Source organism: Actinopolymorpha cephalotaxi, from assembly GCF_013408535.1.
Classification (GTDB): domain Bacteria; phylum Actinomycetota; class Actinomycetes; order Propionibacteriales; family Actinopolymorphaceae; genus Actinopolymorpha; species Actinopolymorpha cephalotaxi.
In genome coordinates this window covers 3,136,885-3,154,813 of the sequence record NZ_JACBZA010000001.1, presented here as the reverse complement: position 1 = coordinate 3,154,813, position 17,929 = coordinate 3,136,885, and the positions used below count along the sequence as shown (strand labels likewise).

The 17,929-nt window shown below is 72.5% G+C and carries 12 protein-coding genes; 9 read left to right on the top strand and 3 right to left on the bottom strand.

Annotation, left to right across the window (positions count from 1 at the left end; all coding sequences use genetic code 11):
- The first annotated feature begins 7 nt into the window (after positions 1 to 7).
- The 8 genes from FHR37_RS13960 to FHR37_RS13925 all read left to right on the top strand — a co-directional run bounded on the left by FHR37_RS13960 (position 8) and on the right by FHR37_RS13925 (position 11,168).
- The gene (locus tag FHR37_RS13960) at positions 8 to 856 is read left to right on the top strand and encodes a DMT family transporter (RefSeq protein WP_092883422.1); all 849 of its coding nucleotides are present in this window, start codon (positions 8 to 10) and stop codon (positions 854 to 856) included.
- A 380-nt stretch (positions 857 to 1,236) separates the two neighbouring features.
- Entirely contained in the window at positions 1,237 to 3,639 is a 2,403-nt protein-coding gene (locus FHR37_RS13955) for a HelD family protein (RefSeq protein ID WP_202818081.1), read from the top strand.
- A gap of 60 nt (positions 3,640 to 3,699) precedes the next feature.
- Positions 3,700 to 4,608, top strand: a complete 909-nt coding sequence (locus FHR37_RS13950; protein WP_092883421.1) for a Gfo/Idh/MocA family protein — start codon at positions 3,700 to 3,702, stop codon at positions 4,606 to 4,608.
- A 111-nt stretch (positions 4,609 to 4,719) separates the two neighbouring features.
- Complete coding sequence (locus FHR37_RS13945) at positions 4,720 to 5,793, top strand: Gfo/Idh/MocA family protein (RefSeq protein ID WP_092883420.1); 1,074 nt, start codon at positions 4,720 to 4,722, stop codon at positions 5,791 to 5,793.
- On the top strand, positions 5,790 to 6,809 hold the full coding sequence (locus FHR37_RS13940) for a Gfo/Idh/MocA family protein (RefSeq protein WP_092883419.1): 1,020 nt from the start codon (positions 5,790 to 5,792) through the stop codon (positions 6,807 to 6,809). The genes FHR37_RS13945 and FHR37_RS13940 overlap by 4 nt, the downstream gene beginning before the upstream one ends.
- 127 nt (positions 6,810 to 6,936) lie before the next feature.
- Positions 6,937 to 7,743, top strand: a complete 807-nt coding sequence (locus tag FHR37_RS13935) for a TrmH family RNA methyltransferase (RefSeq protein ID WP_202818080.1) — start codon at positions 6,937 to 6,939, stop codon at positions 7,741 to 7,743.
- Positions 7,743 to 8,609 carry a class I SAM-dependent methyltransferase gene (locus FHR37_RS13930; protein ID WP_092883417.1) on the top strand — a complete coding sequence of 289 codons (867 nt, stop codon included), beginning with the start codon at positions 7,743 to 7,745 and terminating at the stop codon, positions 8,607 to 8,609. Before FHR37_RS13935 ends, FHR37_RS13930 begins: the two co-directional genes overlap by 1 nt.
- A 51-nt stretch (positions 8,610 to 8,660) precedes the next feature.
- A complete protein-coding gene (locus FHR37_RS13925; RefSeq protein ID WP_092883416.1) occupies positions 8,661 to 11,168 on the top strand; it encodes a polysaccharide lyase 8 family protein in 2,508 nt (835 codons plus the stop codon).
- A gap of 17 nt (positions 11,169 to 11,185) precedes the next feature.
- Here the strand turns inward: FHR37_RS13925 and FHR37_RS13920 are convergent, their stop codons facing one another.
- Positions 11,186 to 13,087 (bottom strand): ABC transporter ATP-binding protein, encoded by a 1,902-nt coding sequence (locus FHR37_RS13920; protein WP_330831738.1) that lies wholly within the window; start codon positions 13,085 to 13,087, stop codon positions 11,186 to 11,188.
- 221 nt (positions 13,088 to 13,308) lie between these two features.
- Here FHR37_RS13920 and FHR37_RS30900 point away from each other — a divergent pair, with 221 nt between their 5' ends.
- Entirely contained in the window at positions 13,309 to 13,914 is a 606-nt protein-coding gene (locus tag FHR37_RS30900) for a MarR family winged helix-turn-helix transcriptional regulator (RefSeq protein WP_092883414.1), read from the top strand.
- Here the strand turns inward: FHR37_RS30900 and FHR37_RS31585 are convergent.
- Positions 13,911 to 14,909, bottom strand: coding sequence for an SWIM zinc finger family protein (locus FHR37_RS31585; RefSeq protein WP_092883413.1), 999 nt, complete (start codon positions 14,907 to 14,909; stop codon positions 13,911 to 13,913). The two genes, FHR37_RS30900 and FHR37_RS31585, sit on opposite strands and share 4 nt — an antisense overlap.
- Positions 14,906 to 17,914, bottom strand: a complete 3,009-nt coding sequence (locus FHR37_RS13905; protein ID WP_179771002.1) for a DEAD/DEAH box helicase — start codon at positions 17,912 to 17,914, stop codon at positions 14,906 to 14,908. The genes FHR37_RS31585 and FHR37_RS13905 overlap by 4 nt, the downstream gene beginning before the upstream one ends.
- Between the last annotated feature and the right edge of the window lie 15 nt (positions 17,915 to 17,929).

Sequence of the window (17,929 nt, the reverse complement as noted above, 5' to 3'; positions counted from 1 at the left end):
GACCCTCGTGTCCACCACAGCCGTCGCCGCCGCCGTCCTGCTCGCCGCGGTTCTGCACGCCACCTGGAACGCTCTCGCGCACGCGATCACCGACAAGCTGGTCGCGGTCACCGTGCTGTCGCTGGCGTTCGTGGTGTTCGGTGCGGCGGCGCTGCCGTGGGTGGGTGGGCCGCCCCGGGCGGCCTGGCCGTACCTCGCCGCCTCCGTCTGCGTGCACGTGCTCTACAACGTGGCGCTGATGAGGTCGTACAGCCTCGGCGCGTTCAACCAGGTCTACCCGCTGGCGCGCGGCATGTCGCCGTGGGTGGTCGCGATCGTGGCGGCGGTGGTGGTCGGTGAGCGGCTGGGCGCGGTCGGGCTGGCCGGCGTCGCGGTGGTCTCGGTGGGCCTGGGCTGCCTGGTGTTCGCCCGCGGGCTCCCGCACCGGAGCGAGCTCCCCGCGCTGGCCGCGGCCGCCACCACCGGGCTGCTGATCGCGACGTACACGGTGCTGGACGGGTTGGGGGTGCGGGCGTCGGGGGCGCCGTTCGCGTACGCCGCCTGGCTGTTTCTGTTGCACGGCGGCCTGCTGGTGGTCTGGGCGGTGCACCGTCGCGGCCCCGTCCTGCTGGCCGACGTACGGGTGAACTGGCGTACCGGCCTGGCAGCCGGATCCTGCGCGGTGGTGGCGTACGGCATCGTGCTCTGGGCGCAGAGCGTGGGAACCCTCGCCACGGTGGCGGCACTGCGGGAGACCAGCGTCATCGTCGGCGCGGTGATCGGGGCGGTCGTCTTCCGGGAGCCGTTCGGGCGCTGGCGGACCGTGGCGACCGTGGTGGTCGCGACCGGGATCGCTCTGCTGAACTTCGGTGGCTGACACCGACGCGGCACCGACGCGCCATCGACCCCGGCACAAGCGCGGTGCGATAACACACGACATCGCGCGGTGCAGTAATATCGGGGAATTCGCGTACGCGAAAACAATGCTGCTTCAGGAAAATCGAGTCTGGCGGAACAGCCGACATTCTTGGTAGCGTGGGCTGTTTATTTCGTCACTTCGATTCGGCAGGGGAAATGACCGAGAATTCCAGGTCCGCCGTGTCCGGCGCGTCCCACACAATTACGTCCGTCGCCGCGTCCGCCGAAGAATTCGAACCAGACGACTCCGCGAATTCTAGCCCGAATTCACGCCATGCGTCAACCTCGGCCGGGAATTCGGTCGCCGCCGAGATCGCTTACGAACAAGGCCATGTCGGCATGCTGTACGACCGGCTGGACTCGCTCCGCGAGCGTGCTCAGCGCCGGCTCGACGCTGTTCACCGCGGTGAGCACGCGCTCACCCACCAGTCGATGTCCGAACGCCAGTCCTACCACGAGCTCCTTACCGGACGGCTTTCCCAACTGGGCGCCGTCGAGCGCGGATTGTGTTTCGGCCGGCTCGACAACGACGACGACACCCGCCTCTACATCGGCCGGATCGGATTGTTCGACGACGACTACGAACCCGTGCTCGTCGACTGGCGGGCGCCGGCGGCGCAGGCGTTCTACGGCGCGACGCCGGCCCGGCGGCTCGGTGTCCGCCGCCGGCGGCACCTGCGTACCCACGACCGCACCGTTGTCGGCATCGAGGACGACGTGCTCGACCTCGCGACCCTCGGCGACATGGACGACACCGAACGCCGCCAGCTGTCGGGCGAGGCGGCCCTGCTCGCGTCCCTCGCCGCCGGCCGCACCGGCCGGATGAACGAGATCGTGGCCACCATCCAGGCCGAACAGGACCGGGTGATCCGTTCCGGCCTGGCCGGGATCCTGGTGGTGGAGGGCGGGCCCGGCACCGGCAAGACGGTGGTGGCGCTGCACCGGGCGGCGTACCTCCTCTACACCCACCGGGCGCGGCTGGCGCGGCGCGGCGTGCTGATCGTCGGGCCGAACCCCACGTTCACCCGCTACATCGACCAGGTGCTGCCCTCCCTCGGCGAGACCGACGTGGTGCTCGCCACGCTCGCGGAGCTGTACCCCGGGGTGAGCGCTTCGGGTGAGGACGAGCCGCTCGCCGCGCGGGTCAAGGGCGACCCGCGGATGGCGGACGTGGTGGCCGCGGCCGTCCGCGACCGGCAGCGGGTGCCCGAGCACGACCTCGAGCTGGTCGTCGACGGCGAGCCGTACGTCCTGTCCCGGGCCGTCTGCGAGCGGGTTCGGGACCGCGCCCGCGCCCGCGCCGGCCGCGATGGTGAACTCGCCAACCGCGCCCGCCGGCACTTCGTCCGCGACATTCTCGGCGCGCTCACCCGGCAGGCCGTCGACCGGCTCGGCGCCGACCTGCTCGGCGACGCCGACGTGCAGGACATCCGCCGGGAGCTCGCCGCCGCGCCCGAGGTGCGGGCCGCGCTCGACGGCCTGTGGCCCGAGCTCACCCCGACCGAGCTGCTCGCCGACCTCTACAGCTCGGCCGACCTGATCGCCTCCGCCGCGCCGGAGTTCACCGCGGCCGAGCGGGCGGCGTTGCTGCGGCCCGGTCCGCCGGCTGCCCAGCGGTGGACACCTGCGGACGTCCCGCTGCTGGACGAGGCCGCCGAACACCTCGGCGAGCTCGACCGCGCCGTCTACGCCGCCGCCGCGGCCGAACGTCGGGAGAGGGGGGAGGTGACGGAGGAGACCGGCTACGCCCGGGCCGGGGTCGAGCTGCAGCAGGAGTACGAAGAGTTCGCGGACGACGTCACCACCACCGACGACGACGTGGACCCGCTGGCCGAGGGCGTGGTCCGGCGCTACCGCGGTGACGAGGGCGGCGGCCCGGTGAGCGAGGGCGCGCTGGGCGACCGGCAGTGGGTGTACGGCCACGTGATCGTGGACGAGGCGCAGGAGCTGCCGGCGATGGCGTGGCGGCTGCTGATGCGGCGGTGCCCGGCGCGGTCGATGACCCTGGTCGGCGACCTGGCCCAGGCCAGTGCCCCCGGCGCCCCGGCGACCTGGGCGGAGGTGCTGGACCTGTGGGCGCAGGGACGCTGGCGCCGCGAACGCCTCACCGTCAACTACCGCACGCCCGCGCCGATCATGGCGCTCGCGGCCGACGTACTCGCCACGATCGACCCGGACGCGGCACCGCCCGGCTCGGTCCGCGACGGCGCCGAGCCCTGGTGGCGGCCGGTCGAGGAGGCCGAGCTCGCTCCGGCGTTGTCCGCCGCGGTGGACGAGGAGCTCGCAGCGCTGGCCGCCGGCGCGAACCCCAGCGGCGACCACGCCGACGGCGACCACTCCTCCGACCGGGGTGAGCCGGCGGGCCGGCTGGCGGTGATCGTGCCCGAGTCCCGGTTCGCCGGCCTCGGCCGGCAGCTGCGCGCGGTCCGCACCGACGTCGCACTCGGCGGCAGCCCCGCCGTCCTCGACGCCCGGGTCGCGCTGCTCACCGTGGCGCAGGCCAAGGGACTGGAGTTCGACTCGGTCGTCGTGGTCGACCCCGCGGCGATCCTCGAGGCCGTCCGGCCGGGAGCGTGTGCCACCTACGACGCGCACGGCGCGGGTGACCTGTACGTCGCGCTCACCCGGGCGACCCGCCGGCTCGGGGTGGTGACGACCGGGCCGCTACCGGACGTCCTCGCCCGGCTGGCGCGCCCGACCGGGCCCGACGGCGAACGCGGGAGTCGGCGCGTGAGGCGCTGACAACGTACAGTGCCACCTTGGTCACGGCGTACGTACGGACGGATGGAGGGGTGCCGCCGGATGAGCGGACCAGCGGCTGGTGAGACGGGCGGCAACGTGCGGGTCGGCCTGCTCGGGGTCGACACCTCCCACGCCGGCGCGTACGCCCGGATCCTGAACGAACAGGCCGCGATCCCCGGCGCCCGGATCACCTGGGTGTGGGGCGGGGTGGTGCGCGCGGACCAGCCGGACGCCCGCACCCTCGCCGCGACGTACGACATCGGCCGGGTGATCGCCGAGCCGACCGAACTCCTCCACCAGACCGACCTGGTCCTCGTGGTCGACGACTCCGGCCACGGCCGCCACCACGTGCCGCAGGCCCGCGCGTTCGTGGCGGCCGGGGTGCCGGCGTTCCTGGACAAGCCGATGACGCAGGACCTGCGGGAGGCCCGGACGTTGTTCCGGCTCGCCGCCGAGCGGGGCGTGCCGGTGACAAGTTCGTCGGCGCTGCGGTACGCCCGGGAGCTCGCCGACGACGCGGCGTACGTCGCCGACCTCGGCGAGCCCTCCTCGGTGGTCAGCGTCGGCCCGGGGGAGTGGTCGCACTACGGCGTGCACGCGGTCGAGCAGGTGTACGCCGTCCTCGGGCCGGGGGTGCGCTGGGTGCAGCGGACCAGCTGGCCGGAGCGGGACGTGGCGGTGCTCGGCTACGGGCCCGGCGGCCCGAGCGCCGTCGTGCAGGTCCTGCGCGACGCGACGTGTGGTTTTCATCTCACTCTGCACGCCCGCAAGGGCCGGCACGCCATCGCGATCGAGGACGCCGACGCCTACTACACCGGCCAGCTGCGCGCGGTGGTGGAGATGGTGCGCACCGGGGTGCCGCCGGTGGCACCGGCGGAGACGCTGGAGATTCTCGCCGTCCTGCGGGCGGGCGAGCTGTCCGCCGCGGCCGACGGGGCCCGGATCCAGCTGGCCGACGTACTCGCCTGACCCGCCCGTACGGCGGCACGGCGTACGGCAGCCCCGACGGAACGGCGTTCGGCAGCCGGCCGTCCGCGCATCGGACAGCCCTTCCGTTCGGGTGGTCGGCCCGATAGGCATATGGTCTGCACCAGATCTGGTGAGATCGGTCTAAGGAAGGGTTTGCCACAGGTGAAGGTCTCCAGAGTGGGCGTCGTCGGTCTCGGCGGCATCGGGCGGGTGCACATCGGTGGTTGGCGGGAGCTGGGGGCCGAGCTGCACGGCTTCGACGAGCTGCCCGAGTCCAGGGCGGTCGCGCAGAAGGACCTCGGCCTGCAGGTGCATCCCGACCTCGCGTCGCTGCTGCGTTCGGTCGACGTCGTGGACGTGTGCACGCCCACCGACACGCACGCCCCGCTGGCGCTGGCCGCCCTGCGGGCGGGCAAGCCGGTGATCTGCGAGAAGCCGCTGGCCCGGACGCTGGAGGAGGCGGACGAGCTGATCGCCGCCTCGGAGCAGGCCGGCGTCCCGTTGTTCACCGCGCAGGTGGTGCGGTTCATGCCCGAGTACGCCTCGGCGCGCGACGCGGTGGCCGCGGGGCGGATCGGCCGGCCCGGCGTCATGCGGTTCACCCGCGAGGGCGGCATGCCCAACCCGCAGGGCTGGTACCACGACATGGCCCGCTCCGCCGGGATCATCGGCGACGTGATGATCCACGACATCGACTTCGCCCGCTGGATCGCCGGCGATGTCGTACGCGTGTACGCCAAGCTGATGCGGCCCGCCGGACCGCAGAACGGCCCCACCCACGCGTACGCCATCCTCACCCACGTCGGCGGCACGATCTCCCACCTGACCGCGTCGTGGGCCCGGCAGGGCGGCTCGTTCCGCACCAGCTACGAGCTCGCCGGCAGTGAAGGGCTGATCGACTACGCCTCCGACCAGCGGCCGGTGGTCCAGACCATTCCTGGGACGCTGGCAGCCGCGGCGGGATCGAGCTTCGGTTCGTCGTTCACCCGGGAGCTGGCCGAGTTCGCCGCCGCCATCGAGGGCGGACCCCAACCACGGGTGACCGCCCACGACGGGCGCGCCGCCCTGGCCGTCGCGCTCGCCGCGGTCACCTCGGCGCAGACCGGGCAGGCTGTCGAGCTGCCGGTCAGCGCCACCCCGTACGAAGGAAGCGCACCAGTGGCCGCGGAGGTGGCGTCGGCATGACCAGCACGACCCCAGTCAAGATCGGGATCCTGTCCTTCGCGCACCTGCACGGCGCGGGCTACGCGGCCGTCCTGGCCGACCTGCCCGGTGTCGAGCTGCGCGCCGCCGACGAGAACGCCGAGCGCGGCAAGCCGCTCGCGGACCGGCTCGGCATTCCGTTCACCACCTCCTACGACGAGCTGCTCGAGTGGGCTCCCGACGGCGTGGTGATCTGCAGTGAGAACGCCGGGCACCGGGTGCTGGTGGAGAAGGCCGCGGCGGCGGGTGCGCACGTGCTGTGCGAGAAGCCGCTGGCCACCTCACTCGCCGACGGCAAGGCGATGATCGACGCCTGCGACGCGGCCGGCGTGCACCTGATGACGGCGTTCCCGGTGCGGTTCGCCGAGGCGATCGCCGGGCTGGAGCGGATCGTCCGGTCCGGTGGGCTCGGCCGTATCCACGCGGTGGCCGGCACCAACCCGGGCACGATGCCCGGCGGGTGGTTCGTCGACCCCCAGCTCGCCGGCGGCGGCGCGGTGATGGACCACACCGTGCACGTGGCCGACCTGCTCCGCTGGATGCTCGACTCCGAGGCGGTCGAGGTCTACGCCCAGCACAACAAGATCCTCTACCCCGACCTGCCGGTGGAGACCGCCGGCACGATCGCGGTCACCTTCGCCGACGGCACCGTCGCCACCATCGACTGCAGCTGGAGCAAGCCGAAGTCCTACCCGACGTGGGGCGCGGTCACCATGGAGATCGTGGGGGAGGACGGCGTCGCCGCGGCGGACGCGTTCGCCCAGACCATCAACGTCTACTCCGACGGGCCGGGCCGGCAGGGTCCGCAGAGCGTGTCGTGGACGCCGTGGGGCGGCAACGCCGACGCGGGCCTGGTCGAGGCGTTCGTGTCCGGGATCCGGGAGGGCACCGCGCCGCACCCGAACGGCTGGGACGGCTACCGCGCCACCGAGATCGCGTTCGCGGCGTACAAGTCGGCGGAGACCGGCCAGCCGGTGAAGCTGCCGCTGGAGGTGTAGGCCGCGCTCGCAGGTCCGCGCCTGAGTGTGTCGTTCGGCGGCCGATCCCATCGCGGTGGGATCGGCCGCCGTTCGCATGCGGTGGCCCGTCCCGGCCGGAGAACCGCGCGGTGGAAGACTGGGCGGCGTGCGGGAAGAGGTGTCGCCCAAGGACCGGTTCGTGACCGTGTACGGCTTCCGGCCGGTGCTGGCCGCGCTCGCAGACGAGGCGCTGCAGATCGACAAGGTGCTGGTGGCCGAGGGGTCGCGCGGGCCGTCGGTGCGCGAGATCGTCGCCGCCGCCGACGCCAGGGGAGTGCCGGTACGCCGGGAGCCGGCGCACCGGATCACCCTGCTGTCCGGCAACGGCCGGCACGACAACGGCGTGCTCGCCGACGTGGTGGCGCCGCGGATGCGCACCCTCGCCGGCGCGCTCGACGTACGCCATCATGAGCGGCCGCCCACGGTGCTCGTCCTGGACGGGATCACCACACCGTCGAACGTCGGGATGATCCTGCGTTCGGCCACCGCGGCCGGCCTGGCCGGGGTCGTCGTACCCCACCACGGTGTGGCCGGCATCGACCCGCTGGTGGTGAAGGCCTCCGCGGGCGTGGCGTTCCGGGCACCGGTGCTGCGGGCGGAGACCGCGCAGGACGCGGTGGAGCGACTGGTCGAGGCGGGATACACGGTGTTCGGGCTGGCCGCGGACGCGCCGGAGACGGTGTTCGACGCGGAGGTGCCACCGTTCGCGGCGTTCGTGCTGGGCAGCGAGACGGCCGGGGTGAGCCCGGCGATCCGGCCCTACGTCGGCACCTGGGTGCGGATCCCGATGCCGGGGGACGTGGAGTCCCTCAACGTCGCCGGCGCGGCCGCCGTGGTGTCGTTCGAGCTGGTACGCCGAGGCCTGACCACCGCCGGGCCGGCGACCGGCCAGGCGAAGACCGGGAGGGCCTGATGTCCACCGACTCCACCGGGTCGACCGACTCCACCGGGTCCACCGGGTCCGCCCGGTCCGCCGGGCACAGCGGGTCGGCGCTCAACGACTACGTTCGTCCGGCCGACCCCGGCCAGCGCGAACGGCGCGCGGAGTCGTTCGGCGCCGGCGCTGCCGCCTACGCGGAGTTCCGGCCGAGCTACCCCGAGACGGCGGTGCGCTGGGCGCTCGAACCCGTCGCGGGCGAGGACGTCGTACGCGTTCTCGACCTCGCCGCCGGGACGGGCAAGCTGACCGAGGTGGTCCGCGGCCTCGGCCTGGACGTGGTCGCGGTCGAGCCCGACGACGCGATGCTGGCCGAGTTGCACCGGCGGCTGCCCGACGTGCCCGCGTTCACCGGGACCGCGGAGGCGATCCCCGCACCCGACGGCGCGTTCGACGCTGTGGTCGTGGGGCAGGCGTTCCACTGGTTCGACCGGGACCGCGCGCTGCCGGAGATCGCCCGGGTGCTGCGCCCCGGCGGCGTACTCGCCGCGTTGTGGAACCTGCACGACGACGGCGTCGCGTGGGTAGCCGGGCTGAACGAGGTGGTGCAGGCGCTCGGTTCGGTACGCGAGACCCGCGAGTCGCCCATGCGGCAGGAGCTTTTCGACCACGTGGCGTTCGCCGGCCAGGAGACCGCGGAGTTCGGGTCCCACGAACGCCGGACCAGCGAGCAGGTGGTCGGGATGCTCGGCACGCACTCGCGGATCCTGGTGATGGACGAGGTGGACCGGGCGCAGGTGCTCGCCCGGGTCCGCGGCTATCTGCGGGCCCGGCCGGAGACGTCCTCCGGCGAGTTCGACGTCCCGCTGGTCACCATCGCCCTCCGCGCGGTCCGCGCCTAGAGTCTGTCCTCGTCCCGTCCCACCGCTCCGCGGCCGTCACGGGAGGGCGCCATGAGGCATAACGCTCCACGTTACGGACTGATGGTGGTGGCTCTGTTGCTTTCCCTGCTGGGGTTGGGTGTTCCTCCTGACGCGCCCGGCGACGGCGACAGGCCGTCCGGGTCGTCCGGCCACGGCGCCGGATCGTCCGGCTCCGGCGACGGCTCGTCCCCCTCCTCGGGCTCGTTCGAATCCGCCGACTCCTTCGACACGCTTCGTCAGCGCTGGAAGGACTCCCTGGACGGCGGGCCCGGCCTGAACGTGCAGGACCCGGACGTCGCGCGCCGGATCACCGCCCTCACCGAAGCGGGGCGGGGCTTCTGGGAGTCGATGGACACGACTCCGGACACCTACGTCTGGAGCGACCTCGCCGACGTCAGCGCGAACGGCTACGCGATCGACGCGACGTACATCCGGCTCCGTGCGATGACGCTGGCCTTGTCCACGGCGGGCTCGCCGCTGCACGGCGACGTACGCCTGCGCGACGACATCATCACCGCCCTGGACTGGGTGAACACCCACTGGTACAACGACACGACCGTGGCGCGGGGCAACTGGTGGGAGTGGTACATCGGTGCTCCCAACCGGCTCAAGGACATCACGGTGATGCTGTACGACCAGCTGAGTCCGGCGCAGCTCCACAACTACACCGCGGCTCTGGACCACTTCGTTCCGTCCGACATCGGGAACTGGCGAGGAGCCAACGCCACCGACATCCTCGTTCACCAGCTCGTGAGCGGGGTCCTGCAGAAGAGCGGCGAACGCGTCGCGAACGTGCGAAACCTGATCCCGCCGTTGCTGGACTACGCGACCAGCGGCGTCGGCTTCTACGAGGACGGCTCCTACATCGACCACGTAGCGGTGCCGTACAACCTGTCGTACGGCAAGGAGCACCTCAACAGCCTGTCGAACATCGTCTACCTGCTCAGCGGATCACCGTGGGACATCTCCGCGCAGGATGCCGGGAAGTTCTACGCCACCATCTACAACGGCTACGAACCCCTTATCTACAAGGGCGCCGGGATGGACATGGTGCGCGGCCGTGCGATCGGGCGGAACATCGAACAGGACCACGACGCCGGGCACGCCGTCATCGCCAACATCGCCACGATCGCGACCGTCGCACCACCCGAGCACGCCGCGCGGTTCAAGGCGATGATCAAGTCCTGGGTGGGTGCGGACACCTACCGGAACTTCTACGCCGCCGGCAATTCCCGGGCAACCCTCTTCGTGGTGACCACCGTGAAGGAGATCATGGCCGATCCGGCGATCACGCCACGGCCGGAGCCGGTCGGCCACTTCGCGTACAACAGCATGGACCGGACCGTCCACCGTGCAAGGGGTTTCGCGTTCGCGATCGCGAAGAGTTCCAAGCGGGTGCTGAACTACGAGCAGATGAACAACGAGAACGCCAAGGCCTGGTACACCGGCGACGGGATGACCTACCTCTACAACGACGACCTCGGGCAGTTCGCCGGGAACTTCTGGCCGACCGTCGACATGACGCGGCTGCCCGGAACCACCACGGAGGTACGGCCCCGCTTCCGCGGCAACCCCGAGGGCAACGTGCAGAACGGTGACGGCGAGGGAGTGCCGGCCAACTCCTGGTCGGGAGGGAGTGTTCTCGGCGACTACGGCGCCTCCGGCATGCACCTGCGCCCGGTCGGGGGCGTGCTCGGCGGTTCACTGAGCGCGCGGAAGTCGTGGTTCATGTTCGACGACGAGGTTGTCGCTCTGGGCTCGGACATCAGGACGACCTCGCCGGCCGGCCGCCGAGTTGAGACGGTCGTGGAGAACCGCAAGCTGAACGCGGACGGCACCAATCGGCTGGTCGTGGACGGTGTGGCCGAGCCGAGCGAGCCCGGCTGGTCGCGCGAGCTCGCCGATGTCTCCTGGATCAACCTCGGCGCCAACCCCGGCAGTGACGTTCGCGACTCCATCGGCTACTACTTCCCTGGCGGCGCCACGGTGGACGCCCTGCGGGACACCCGCACCGGCCGCTGGTCCGACCTGTCCGCCAACGGAACCGGCGGGCCGGCGTACACCAACCACTTCATGACGCTCACCATGGACCACGGCGTCGATCCCGCCGCCGCCTCCTACAGCTATGTGCTGTTGCCGAACCGCACTCCGGCGCAGACCCGTGACTACGCCAGGAGGCCGGACATCGCGGTGCTCGCCAACACGGACGCAGTGCACGCCGTCCGCGAGAACACCCTCGGAGTCACCGGCTACAACTTCTGGACCGACGCGGCCACCGGGGCGGGCGACGTCACCAGTAACCGGCGGGCGTCGGTGATGACGCGGGAGGTGGCCGGCGACACCTTCGAGATCGCGGTGAACGACCCGACGAGGGAGAACGCGGGAACGATCGACATCGAGATCGACCGGGCGGCGCTGTCCCTCGTCTCCGGTGATCCCCGGATCACGGTGACCCAGCTGAGTCCGACCATCAAACTCGCGGTCGACGTCGACGCCGCAAGGGGAAAGTCGTTCACCGCGAAGTTCCGCCTGCGGTAAGCCCGCCTGGACAGTGCTTATGGCGTGGGCACTGCGGCGAGTTCGTCCTCGCCGTCCTGACGCGCGAACTGCGTGCGGTACAGCTCGGCGTAGAGCCCGCCGGCGGCGAGCAGCTGCTCGTGCGTGCCGCGTTCGCGTACCCGGCCCTCGTCCAGGACCAGGATCTCGTCGGCGTCGCGGACCGTGGACAGCCGGTGCGCGATCACCAGGGACGTACGCCCGGTCAGCGCGGTGGCCAGCGCGGCCTGCACCGCCGCCTCGGACTCGGAGTCCAGGTGTGCGGTGGCCTCGTCCAGGATGACGATCGACGGGGCCTTCAGCAGCAGCCGGGCGATGGCGAGCCGCTGGCGTTCGCCGCCGGACAGGCGGTAGCCGCGGTCACCGACAACGGTCTCCAGCCCGTCGGGCAGACCGGCCACCAGGGGACCGATCCGGGCCGCGTCCAGTGCCGCCCACAGGTCGGCGTCGGCGGCGTCCGGGCGGGCCAGCAGCAGGTTGGCACGGATGGTGTCGTGGTACATGTGCGAGTCCTGGGTGACCACGCCGATCACCGATCGCAGTGACCGCTGGGTGACCGAGCGGACGTCGTGGCCGCCGACGCGGATGGTGCCGCTGGTCACGTCGTACAGCCGGGACACCAGCGAGGCCAGCGTCGTCTTACCGGCACCGGACGGGCCGACCACGGCGACCATCCGGCCCGGCGCGACCTCGACGTTCACGTCCCGCAGCACCTCCTCGCCGACCTGCCGGGACAGCGTGGCCACCGACTCCAGGGACGCGAGGGACACCTCGGCCGCGGAGGGATAGCGGAACGACACGCGATCGAACTCCAGCCTGGGTTCGACGTTCGCCGGCAGGTCCACCGCGTCCGCGCGGTCGGCGACCATCGGCGGCAGGTCGAGCACCTCCAGCACCCGCTCGAAGCTGACCAGCGTCGTCATCACGTCGACCTGGAGGTTCGACAGCGAGGTGAGCGGCCCGTACAGCCGGGTGAGGTAGGCGGTGAGCGCGACCACGGTGCCGATGCCGAGCGCGCCCTCGACGGCGAAGACGCCGCCCAGTCCGTAGACGAGCGCCACCGCGAGCGCGGCGACGAGAGTGAGCGAGACCCGGAAGATCCCGGCGTACGTCGCGGTGGTGACCCCGATGTCGCGGACTCTCGCGGCCTTGCCGGCGAAGTCGCGGGAGGAGTCCTGCGGCCGGCCGAACAGCTTGGCCAGCATGGCGCCCGCGACGTTGAACCGCTCGGTCATTGTCTGAGCCATGGTGGCGTTGAGCCGGTAGCTCTCGGCGGTCGCCGCGCGCAGCCTGGGGGCCATCATCCGGGCGGGTAGGACGAACAGCGGCAGCAGCACCAACGCCAGCAGGGTGATCTGCCACGACATCGCCAGCATCGCGGCGAGGACGAGCACCACGCTGAGCAGGTTGCTCACCACGTTGGACAGCGTGGAGGTGAACGCCTGCTGGGCGCCGAGTACGTCGCCGTTGAGCCGCTGGATGAGCGCGCCGGTCTGCGTACGGCTGAAGAAGGCGACCGGCATGCCCTGCACGTGGTCGAACACCGCGGTGCGCAGGTCGAAGACGAGGCCCTCGCCGATCCGGGCGGAGAACCACCGCTGGGCCAGGGTGGCCGCCGCGGACAGCAGGGCGAGGAGCGCGACGATTCCGGCGAGGGACACCACGACGTCGGTACGGCCGGGGGTGATGCCGTCGTCGATGATCCCGCGGAAGAGCAGGGGAGTGACGGCGCCGACGGTCGCGTCGACGGCCACGAGGAGCAGGAAGATCGTCAGCAGGCCGCGGTAGGGGCGGCCGAAGGCGAGGATGCGGCGGATCGTGCGGGGGGCGAGCTTGTGCCCGCGTACTGAGGTGTCCTTCATGAAGGACCGCATGGCGGCGCCACCGCCGCCTCGGTTCATCGACATAGAAACCCTTCGGGTGGGGAGTCGGGTGGGGACCTGGTTCGGGTCTGGGGTTCGGAACCGGGTTCAGGTCCGGGGATCGGATCCGGGTTCGGATCCGGGGTTCGGGATCTGGTCCGGGATCTTGCCCGGGACCAGATTTAGGGAGGTTAACTCACTATGAGGTAATCTCACAAGATGACGACCGTCACTGCCGACGACCCCATAGGCTGACGACTGTGCACGCACCGGACAGCCCACCGGCCGACCCGACGGACAGCGGTCCGGCGGACGACCGCCCGACGACGGAAGTCGGTCCGGCGGACGACCGCCCGACGACGGACAGCGGTCCGGCGGACGACGGTCCGGCGGACGACCGCCCGACCGACGACACCGCCGAGCAGATCGCCGCGCTGCTCGACGGGTTGGTACGCCGCCAGCGCCGGGCCGGCCGCGGGTCGCTGGAGGCGCTCGGCGTCGAGGTGACCCAGGGACAGATGCGGGTGCTGCGGACCCTGAGCCATGCCGAGAACCCGTTGCGGATCAGCGAACTCGCCAACCAGTTGGGCATCGTGCCCCGCTCGGCGACGTCGGTCGTGGACGACCTGGAGGGCGCCGGTCTGGTGGCGAGGAAGCCGGACCCCGCCGACCGCCGGGCGACTCTGGTGGGCCTCACGCCGGCGGGCGGGCGCATGCTGGACCGCATCCGGCGCAGCCGTCGCGACGCGATGGTCGCGTTGGTCGAACGCCTGAACGCCGGCGAGCGCACCGATCTGCTGCGGCTGCTGGGCCGGCTGGCCGAGGACGACGGCTGTGCCGACCGTCCGGGCCACGGCAGGTCCTAGGTCAGCTCGTCCTGGTCCGGCTCGTCCTCGGGTGCTACTTCCTCGTCGGATGCGGCCTCGTCGGATGCGGTCCCGACGTCGGCGGTGGCGAGCTGCCATGCCCGCCGGGCCGCGGCGGCCGCCAGCTCCGACAGGGCGCCGGGGTCGATTCCGGATCCCCGCGGTGGCTCCTGGGCGAGTGGCACCGGGTGGCCGGGCCGGTCCGGCGGGAGCGGCGGGACCGGTGCCTCGGGGCGTTCGCCTCCCGGGTCGGCGTACGCCGAACGCGCCGGCACCGTCCCGTCGTCCACCACCCGCGCATGGCGTACGGGCGTGGAGGAATCGGCGCCGGCCAGTCCGGCCGTGCGGCGGGTACGCAGCGCGGCGAGCACGTCGTCCCTGGTGCGCCCGCGCAGCCGCAGCGCGGTGAACGGATCGGCGTCGAGCAGGTCGGCGACGAGGTAGCACACGGCGGCCGCGTGTTTGCACGGCTCGCCCCAGTCGGGGCAGGAACAGGCCGGCCGGATCTCACCGGGGCCGGGCAGCAGGCTCAGCCCGGCCGCGCCGACGTCCTCGACCACCTCCGGGGGCAGCTCGCCGTCCAGCAGCGCGGCGGTGCGGCCGATCTGGGTGCCGATCACGTCGAGCACGCGCTCCCACTCGACCCGGCGGAACGTCGGCACCCGGATGGTCACGGTGTAGGGATCCGGACGGCTGCCCTGCACCGGCGCCATCACCAGCCCGGCGGTGAGCTGGACCCGGCCGACGGCGCCGCGACGGGCGTACGAGCGACCGCGGGCGAGCCGGCCCGGGTCGAGGGCGGCACGGTGTTCGAGGGCGTCCACCCACGCCCGCCCCCACCAGGTCAGCCCGAACGGCCGTCGGCTGCCGGCGCCCGTGGCCGCGGGCGGCCGGTGCCCACCACCGGCCGGCTCGTCGGACCACCAGTCGCCGGAGGTACGACTGCCACCCTGCCCACCGGTGCCGCGGGGGCCGCCTGAGCCGCCCGGGCTCACGGTGTGCTCCCCAAGGCGACGAGGTCGGCGAGCTCGTTGTCGGACAGGTCGGCGATCCAGCTCTCACCGGACCCGACCACCGAGTCGGCCAGCTCGCGCTTGGCCTCGATCACGGCCGCGATCCGGTCCTCCAGCGTCCCTTCGGTCACCAGCCGGTGGACCTGCACGGGTCGGTCCTGCCCGATGCGGTAGGCGCGGTCGGTGGCCTGGTTCTCCACCGCGGGGTTCCACCACCGGTCGAAGTGCACGACGTGGGTCGCGCGGGTGAGCGTGAGCCCGACGCCGCCGGCCTTGAGGGAGAGCAGGAACACCGGCGCCGCGCCGGCCTGGAACTCCGCCACCAGGTGTTCACGTTTGCGGGCGGTGATTCCTCCGTGCAGGAAGAGGTTTCGTACGCCACGCCTGTCCAGGTGGTCCTGCAGGAGCCGGCACATCTCGACGTACTGGCTGAAGATCAGCACCGACTCGCCCTCGGCCAGGATGACGTCGAGCAGGTCGTCGAGGGCGGCGAGCTTGCCCGACCGGCCCGGCAGCGGACCGGACTCGTGGAGGTACTGCGCGGGGTGGTTGCAGACCTGCTTGAGCGCGGTGAGCAGGGCGAGCACGAGGCCACGCCGGGCGACACCCTCCGACTCCTGGATCTCGGCCATCACCTCGGTGACCACCGCCTTGTAGAGCGTGGCCTGCTCGGTGGTGAGGCCGACGACCACGTCGCTCTCGGTCTTCGGCGGCAGTTCGGGCGCGATCCCTGGGTCGGACTTGCGCCGCCGCAACAGGAACGGCGCGGTGACCCGGGCCAGGCGTTCGGTGGCGGCCGGGTCGCGGTAGCGCTCGATCGGGACCGCCACCTTCTGCCGGAAGCGTTCCAGCGGCCCGAGCAGGCCGGGTGTCGTCCAGTCCAGGATCGACCACAGCTCGGAGAGGTGGTTCTCCACCGGGGTGCCGGTCAGCGCGATCCTCGCCGCGCCCGGGATCGTACGCAGGGCTCGGGCGGTGCGGGCCAGCGGATTCTTGGCGTGCTGGGCCTCGTCCGCGACGACCAGACCCCAGCGCGTGTCGGCCAGCTCGGCTGAGTCGCGGCGGACGACGCCGTACGTGGTGAGCACCACCTCGTCCGGCGCCAGGTCGGACAGGTGCCGCGCGCCGCCGTGGTATCTGCGGACCGGCGTCGTCGGCGCGAACCGGTGCAGCTCCCGCTGCCAGGTGCCGAGCAACGTCGTCGGGCACACCACCAGCGTCGGACCGAGGCGGAGTGAGCGGCGGTGCAGGTGGACCGCGATCAGCTGGACCGTCTTGCCCAGGCCCATGTCGTCGGCCAGGCAGCCGCCGAGCCCCAGGCCGGTGAGCTGGGCGAGCCAGGCCAGGCCGCGTTGCTGGTATGGGCGCAGGGTGGCGGCCAGGTCCGGCGGCGCTGTGATGTCGGTGGCGGCGCCGACGCCCGCGAGGAGCTCGGCGAGCCGGCCGATCCGCTCGTCCGGTACGAACTCGACCTGCTCGTCGTCGACGGCGAGCTCACCGCTCAGCGCGGCGGCCAGCGCCTCCGCCGCCCCCAGCGTGCGGGGGCCGCGCCGGCGCAGCCGGTCCAGCAACTGCCGGTCGACGCGCACCCAGCGCCCCCGCAACCACAGGAACGGCCGCTTCGCCTCCGCGAGCGCGGCGATCTCCTCCTCCGTCAGCTCCGCTCCGTCCAGCGTCGGCTGCCAGCGGAACTCCAGCATCTGCCGCAGCGAGAACGCGGGCTCGCCCGCGCCGGCGACACGGGGGGTCGTGGCCTTCGCCTTCAGCGAGAGCGCGCCGCCACCGAGCTCCTTGGGCCACAACACCTCGGTGCCGGCGAGGTCGAGCGCCTCGGCTCCCCGCGTCAGCAGGTCCTCGACGTCGGTGTCGGCGAGGTCGATGGCCGCCGGAGTGGCCGCGGTGAGCGCGGCGCCGAGCGGTGGCCAGGCCCGCGCGCCGCGGCGCAGTCCCAGCAGCAGGTCGGTCTCGGCCTGGCTGCCGAGGCGGGCCAGCACCGCGGCCGGCGCCGCCCACAGGTCGGCGACGTCGACCAGGAGGCTGGGATCGACGGCGCTGCGGAGCTGGAGCACGCCGCGGAACGGGGGAGTGGGTGCCGTCGCTCCATCGGCCGGGTGGTTCTCCTCGTCCGGCGATCGGTCCCCGGGCTGCTCTTCGACGGGTGGGTCGACGTCGGCTGGCTCCACGTCAGGTGGCTCGATCTCGGGCGGCTGGATCCGCAGGACGAGTTTCGCGCCCGGCGGATCGGACTCGGTCGCGGCCTCGTCCTCGGCCAGCCAGGTGGCCACCGGCTCGGTCAACTCGGTGGGCGCGAAGGCCGAGAACGGAGTCAGCGCCGACGGTTTCGGCTCCGCCGACCCGTTGGACGTGGCCGATCTGTTCGGCTTTGCCGAGCGTGCCGGCTCTGCCGACTCCGCCGGCTCGATCGGATCTTCGGGGTCCCGGGCGAGGGTGTCGGCGATCGCGTCCCAGAACGCCTGCACCAGCGTGCTCGCGCCGCTCATCCGCAGCGGCCGGCTACCCGGCACCGGCAGGGCGTGCGCCGCCGGCGGCATCGCCGCGACCAGCTTCGCCAGCCAGGCCCGGTCGCCGGGATCGAGTGGGCCGGCCCGCCAGGCGCCGTACCCCTGCGGACTCGCCGCCGGGCGCAGCCGTCCGCGCGCGACCAGGCCGACCCCGGCGAGCGCTGCAGAGGCCCAGGCGCGGTAGGAGGCGGTCGCGTTCGCCGAGGCCTGCGGCCCGCACAGCAGGGCGAGTGCCTCCGGCACCGGGACGAGCCGGGCGGGCACCCGGGTGCGGCGTACGCGGGAACCGGCGGGCAGCACGACCTCCACGTCGTGCGTACTCTCGTCGCTTCCGCCACTGGTGCTGGGGGCCCTGTCGGCCCTGTCGGCTCCGCCCGGTGACCACAACGCGAGCACACCTGCGCGCGGCGGGTCGGCCGGGACGAACACCGCCTCCAGCCCAGCCGTGTCCGGTACCTGCGTCACCTCGCGAAGGCTAGC